At 72.8% G+C, this 6,058-nt stretch carries 3 protein-coding genes and 1 pseudogene; all 4 read right to left on the minus strand.

The annotated features are described in order from the left end of the window. Nucleotides 1-270: 270 nt before the first annotated feature. Nucleotides 271-1,425, minus strand: coding sequence for an acyl-CoA dehydrogenase family protein (locus BN344_RS03750; protein WP_040337036.1), 1,155 nt, complete (start codon nucleotides 1,423-1,425; stop codon nucleotides 271-273). Then, on the minus strand, nucleotides 1,425-3,425 hold the full coding sequence (locus BN344_RS03755; RefSeq protein WP_040337037.1) for an ATP-binding protein: 2,001 nt from the start codon (nucleotides 3,423-3,425) through the stop codon (nucleotides 1,425-1,427). Before BN344_RS03755 ends, BN344_RS03750 begins: the two co-directional genes overlap by 1 nt. 88 nt (nucleotides 3,426-3,513) lie before the next feature. Then, nucleotides 3,514-5,115: a carboxyl transferase domain-containing protein gene (locus BN344_RS03760; RefSeq protein WP_269319871.1), complete on the minus strand. Its 1,602-nt coding sequence runs from the start codon at nucleotides 5,113-5,115 to the stop codon at nucleotides 3,514-3,516. 52 nt (nucleotides 5,116-5,167) lie between these two features. Then, a pseudogene (locus BN344_RS18875) lies at nucleotides 5,168-6,058 on the minus strand (hypothetical protein); the annotation flags it as partial.

Raw genomic sequence — 6,058 nt, forward strand, 5'->3', positions numbered from 1 at the left:
CCGCGATCTCACGACGACCCTCGTCGCTGATCGCGGGCAGCCTGTCGGGTCGGCGGGCGTCAGATCTGCGACACGCGACCTGACCAGGGGTTTCGCGCCGCGGGGTCACGACAGCCCCAGGCGACGCACCCGCCTCCTGCGTCCTGGTGCGAACCTGCCAACGGCGCTGTCGACTTCTCGGCCAGGATGGTGCAAAAGCGCAGGTCAACGGCCGTTTTCGTACCGGTACAGGGCGTCAGCCGGTCCGGCCGGCGGTGTCGTTCGGAGCGCTCAGCCGACGCCGAGGTCGCGGGCGATGAGCATGCGCTGCACCTCGCTGGTGCCCTCGCCGATCTCCAGGATCTTCGCGTCCCGGTAGAAGCGGCCGACCGGGAACTCGTTCATGAACCCGTACCCGCCGTGCACCTGGGTGGCGTACCGGGCGTTGTCCATCGCGACCTCGGAGCTGTACAGCTTGGCGATCGAGGCCTCGCGCTTGAACGGCTCGCCGCGCAGCATCTTCTCCGCCGCCCGGTAGTAGGCCAACCGCGCGGTCGAGGCCCGCACCTCCATGTCGGCGATCATGAACGCGACCGCCTGGTTGCGGCCGATCGGCTGCCCGAACGCCTCGCGCTGCCCCGCGTACTTCACCGACTCGTCGACGCAGCCCTGCGCCAGACCGACCGACAGCGCCGAGATGGCGATCCGCCCTTCGTCGAGGATCGAGAGGAACTGGGCGTAGCCGCGCCCTCGCTCCCCCACCAGGTTCTCCTCCGGCACCCGGCAGTCGTCGAACGAGAGCTCGCGGGTGTCCGAGGCGTTCCAGCCGACCTTCGAGTACCGCTGGCCCACGGTGAAGCCCGGAGTGCCCGACGGCACGATGATCGCCGAGATCTCCTTGCCGCCGTCGGGCCGCGTGCCGGTGACCGCGGTGACCGTCACCAGCCCCGTGAGGTCGGTGCCGGAGTTGGTGATGAACGCCTTCGAGCCGTTGATGACCCAGGAGCCGTCCTCCAGGCGCGCGGTGGTGCGGGTCGCGCCCGCGTCCGAGCCGCCGCCGGGCTCGGTCAGACCGAAGGCGCCCAGCATCTCGCCGGTGCACAGGCGCGGCAGCCACTCGCGCTTCTGCGCCTCGGTGCCGAACCGGTAGATCGGCATCGCACCCAGCGAGACGCCGGCCTCCACCGTGATCGCCATCGACGAGTCGACCCGCGCCAGCTCCTCGAGCACCACGCACAGGTCGAAGTAGGTGCCGCCCCCGCCGCCGTACTCCTCGGGGAAGGGCAGCCCGAACAAGCCGAGCTCGCCCATCTGCCGCACGATCTGCGTCGGGAACTCGTCGCGCTCGTAGAACTCGCCGATCTGCGGGGCGATGACCTCGCGGGCGAACTCCTGCACGGTCTTCCGCAGGGCCTCGGTCTCGGCGTCGAGCCGGTAGTCGAGCATCAGTCCTCCTTCTCCTGAGCGGCCGCCGCCGGGGTCACCACGGCCAGCCGCTCGTCCAGCGTGACCGTCTGGCCCGCTGTCACACCGAGCTCGGCGACCGTTCCCGCGACGGGCGCGGTCAGCACGTGCTCCATCTTCATCGCCTCGACGACCAGCAGCGGGGTTCCCGCCGCCACCTCGTCCCCGACGGCGACCTGCACCACGGTGACCGTGCCGGGCATCGGCGAGGTCACCACGCCGTCCCCGCCGGTACCGGCGGCCGAGGACGCCAGCCGCTCCTGCTCGCGCAGCCCGACGACGTGCCCACCGAGTGCGAGCCAGACCGTGCCCCCGGTGTGGACGACGACGTAGGAGGAGGTCTGGCCGTCGAGGGTGACGCGGAGCTGCTCGCCGTCGCCGACCGCACTCGCCCGCAGCGGCTCGCCGTCGCCGACCGCGACCTCTGCGTCGGCCGATCGGTTCCGCACCCGCACGGTCACCGGGTCGCCGCCGGCCGCCTGCAGCCGGCGCACCGTCCAGGCGGGCTCGCCCAGCCGCCAGCCGTCGGGTACGTCCCACCGGTCGACGACGGGGCCCGCGGGCTCGGACTCCACGAGCAGCGCCAGCGCCGCGGCCGCGTACACCTCGGGGGGCGGCGGTTCGGGCAGAGTGAGCGACTCCCCCCGGCGCTCGATCAGCCCGGTGTCGAGGCGCCCGGCGACAACGTCGTCGTCACGCAGCAGCGCCCGCAGGAACGTCGCGTTCGTGGTCACCCCGAGGACGGCGGTGCGCTCGAGCGCGGCCACGAGCCGGGCGCGGGCGGTCTCGCGGGTCGGCGCCCACGCGATCACCTTCGCCAGCATCGGGTCGTAGTCGGTGCCGACGACGGTGCCGACGGCCAGCGAGCTGTCCACGCGGATGCCGGGCCCGTCGGGCTCCACCAGCCCGAGGACCGTGCCGGCCTGCGGCAGGAAGCCTCGGGACGGGTCCTCGGCGTAGAGGCGCGCCTCGATGGCGTGCCCGTCCAGGGAGACGTCGCTCTGGTCGATCGGCAGCCGACCGCCCGCGGCGATGCGGATCTGCTGCTCGACCAGGTCCACGCCGGTGATCACCTCGGTCACCGGGTGCTCGACCTGCAGCCGGGTGTTCATCTCGAGGAAGAAGAAGTCGCGCGGCCGGTCGGCGTCGACGATGAACTCCACCGTGCCCGCGCCGGTGTACCCGACCGCCTTGGCCGCCTCGACCGCCGCCCGGCCCATCGACGCGCGCATCGAGGTGTCCAGCAGCGGCGAGGGCGCCTCCTCGATCACCTTCTGGTGACGGCGCTGCAGGCTGCACTCGCGCTCGCCGAGGTGGATGACGGTGCCGTGGGCGTCGCCGAGCACCTGCACCTCGATGTGCCGGGAGTTGCCGACGTAGCGCTCCACCAGCAGCGTGTCGTCGCCGAACGAGCCCTTCGCCTCGCGGCGGGCCGCAGCGATCGCCTCGGGCAACTCGTCCTTGGACCGCACCACCCGCATGCCCTTGCCACCACCGCCGGCGCTGGGCTTGAGCAAGGCGGGGAACCCCACGGCGACGGCGGCGTCGGTGACCTGGGCATCGGTCATGCCCGGCTCGGTGCGCCCGGGCACGACCGGCACCCCGGCGGCCATCACGGTCTGCTTGGCGCGGATCTTGTCGGCCATGGCCTCGATGGCCGACACCGGCGGACCGATGAACACGATCCCGGCCTCGTCGCACGCGCGGGCGAAGTCGACGTTCTCGGACAGGAAGCCGTAGCCCGGGTGGATCGCCTGGGCGCCGGTCCGCGCCGCCGCCGCCAGCACGCGGTCGATCGACAGGTAGCTCTGCGCGGCCGGCGCCGGGCCGATCGGAACGGCGACGTCGGCCAGCCGGGTGTGCAGCGCGCCGGCGTCGGCGTCGCTGAAGACGGCGACCGAGCGGATGCCCATTTCGCGGAGCGTGCGGATCACCCGGACGGCGATCTCGCCCCGGTTCGCCACGAGCACGGTCTCGAACACCTACGCCACCGCCCCTTCCGGACTTCCGGCGCCGAAAGTCCCGGCCAGCCCGGGGACTTTCGGCGCCGAAAGTCCGTGGGGGGCGGGGTCACATGCGGAAGACGCCATAGCCGACCTCCTCGAGGGGCGCGTTGGCGCAGGCGGACAGGGCCAGGCCGAGGACCGTGCGGGTGTCCGCGGGGTCGATCACGCCGTCGTCCCAGAGGCGAGCGGTCGCGTAGTACGGGTGTCCCTGCTGCTCGTACTGCTCGCGGATCGGCGCCTTGAACGCCTCTTCGTCCTCCGCCGGCCACTCCTCGCCGCGGGCCTCGAGCCCGTCGCGGCGGACGGTGGCCAGCACCGACGCCGCCTGCTCGCCACCCATCACCGAGATGCGGGCGTTGGGCCAGGTGAACAGGAAGCGGGGCGAGTACGCCCGGCCGCACATCGAGTAGTTGCCGGCGCCGAACGAGCCACCGATGACGACGGTCAGCTTGGGTACCCGGGCGCAGGCGACGGCGGTGACCATCTTCGCGCCGTGCTTGGCGATGCCACCGGCCTCGTAGTCGCGGCCGACCATGAACCCGGAGATGTTCTGCAGGAACAGCAGCGGGATCTTGCGCCGGTCGCACAGTTCGATGAAGTGCGCGCCCTTGAGCGCCGACTCGGAGAACAGCACGCCGTTGTTCGCGATGATCCCCACGGGATGCCCGTGCAGCCGCGCGAACCCGGTGACCAGCGTCGGCCCGTACAGCGGTTTGAACTCGGCGAACCGCGAACCGTCGACCAGCCGGGCGATCACCTCGCGGATGTCGTAGGGCGTGCGCGGGTCCGGCGGAACGACCTCGGTCACCGACGCCGGCGGGTACGCGGGTTCCTCGACCGGCTCGACGTCCCACGGTCGGGCCTCGCGCGGACCGAGGGTGGACACGATCTGCCGGACGATCTGCAGCGCGTGCGCGTCGTCGTCGGCCAGGTGGTCGGTCACTCCGCTGATCCGCGAGTGCAGGTCTCCCCCGCCCAGGTCCTCGGCGGTGACCACCTCGCCGGTCGCGGCCTTCACCAGCGGCGGCCCACCCAGGAAGATCGTGCCCTGGTCGCGGACGATCACGGCCTCGTCGCTCATCGCCGGCACGTACGCGCCGCCGGCGGTGCACGAGCCGAGGACGGCGGCGATCTGCGGGATGCCGGCCTTGGACATCGTCGCCTGGTTGAAGAAGATCCGGCCGAAGTGCTCGCGATCGGGGAAGACCTCGTCCTGCATCGGCAGGAAGGCACCACCCGAGTCGACCAGGTAGATGCAGGGCAGCCGGTTGTGCAGCGCCACCTCCTGCGCCCGCAGGTGCTTCTTCACCGTCATCGGGTAGTAGGTGCCGCCCTTGACCGTGGCGTCGTTGGCGACGACGACGCACTCGCGCCCGCTCACCCGGCCGATGCCCGTGATGATCCCCGCGGCCGGCGCCTCGCCGTCGTACAGGCCGTGCGCAGCCAGCGGCGAGAGCTCCAGGAACGGGCTGCCCGGGTCCAGCAGCGCGTCGACGCGCTCCCGCGGCAGCAGCTTGCCCCGCGAGACGTGCCGCTCGCGGGCTCGGTCACCGCCGCCCAGCGCCACCGTGCGCAACTGCTCGGCCAGATCGGCCACGAGGGCGGCGTGCGCGGCAGCGTTCCGCGCCGGAACGTCGGGGTCGGCCGAGGCGGCTCGAGGGAGCACCGGAGCATCCACGGCCGAAGGTTAGCCGGGCCCGCCTCCGCGACCGGTGAGGTCAGGCCCCGGGGACGGGCGGGGTCGCCAGGGACAGGCCGCTGGTGGCGATCTGGTCGATCTCGGCGTCGGTCCCGCCCGCGTCCGGGTCCACCCAGGCGCTCTCGACGATGGTCACCGTCGGACCGGACACCGCGCTCGCGTACTCGGCGCCGGAGAGCTCCGCAGGACCGCCCGGGTAGGTCACGCCGTCCTTCAGCAGATCGTTGACGTTGCCGGTGCCGGAGGTGTCGGTGAGGCCACGCAGCTCACGCGCCGCGGCCGTGTCCGGCATGCGCACCCGGGCGACGGAGACGACGACGTCGAGGCCGCCCACCTGCGCCGAGTACAGCGCCCGGGCGAGACCGGTGCACTCGGTCTCGTCAGCGAAATGGGCCGCCGTCCGCCCGTAAGCGTGGTCGGCGCAGGTCTCCTCCACCCCGGCCGCCTCGAGGGTGTAGCTCACCCCGCCGACCTCCTGCACGCTGCCGATCTCCGGCCCGCCCGACCCGGCGTCCGGCGTCGAATCCGACGGCGCGGCGTTGCCGCCGCCCTCGGTCCGGTCCGCCAGCGCGAACCAGACACCGAACCCGGCCAGGAAGAAGATCAGGACGGCCGCGACGGCCAGGAGCACGGTCCTGCCGCGGCCGGGCCGCCTCGGCTCCTTCTCCGCCCCGTCGGAGTCCCAGAAGAGCGGCGGAGCGGCCTGCGGCTGGGGAGCCTGCTGCGGCGCGGCCGATCCCTGATGCGGCATCACCAGCGTCTGCGGCGACCGGGGCGGCGTCTCCGGCTCGCCCCGGCCGAACAGCCCACCGATGCCGGCGTCGGCCGGCTGCTCCTCGGCCGGGCGGTCGACCGCGACGGTGTCCTGGCGACCAGGCGCAGATCCGCCCTGCGCGACTGCGGGGGGAAC

It is taken from the genome of Candidatus Blastococcus massiliensis AP3 (assembly GCF_000582785.1).
In the GTDB taxonomy this organism is placed as follows: Bacteria; Actinomycetota; Actinomycetes; order Mycobacteriales; family Geodermatophilaceae; genus Blastococcus; species Blastococcus massiliensis.